General features: G+C 53.9%; 1 pseudogene. It reads left to right on the top strand.

Annotation, left to right across the window (positions count from 1 at the left end):
• Positions 1-280: pseudogene (locus tag AC1M9C_RS15005) on the top strand (type VI secretion system tip protein VgrG); the annotation flags it as partial.

Below are 280 nucleotides of genomic sequence, written 5' to 3'. Positions count from 1 at the left end.
AACGCCAAGCCAGCGAACTCATCCTACAACGACGCAACATCAAAACCGTACCCGAATACAACCCCTTACAACATCGACCCAGCACCCATCCGCAACGCGCCAAAGTGGTGGGACCTGCAGGAGAAGAAATCCATGTCGATGAATGGGGACGCATCAAAGTACGCTTCCTATTTACCCGAGCAGAAGACCACCAATTTGATGGCGGTGCCGGCAGTAACAACAACGACACCGATTCAGCTTGGGTCGATGTACTGACCCCATGGGCAGGCGAAGGCTATGG

It is taken from the genome of Acinetobacter sp. 24-47-39 (genome assembly GCF_056783825.1).
This window is presented reverse-complemented; position numbering and strand designations above follow the sequence as displayed.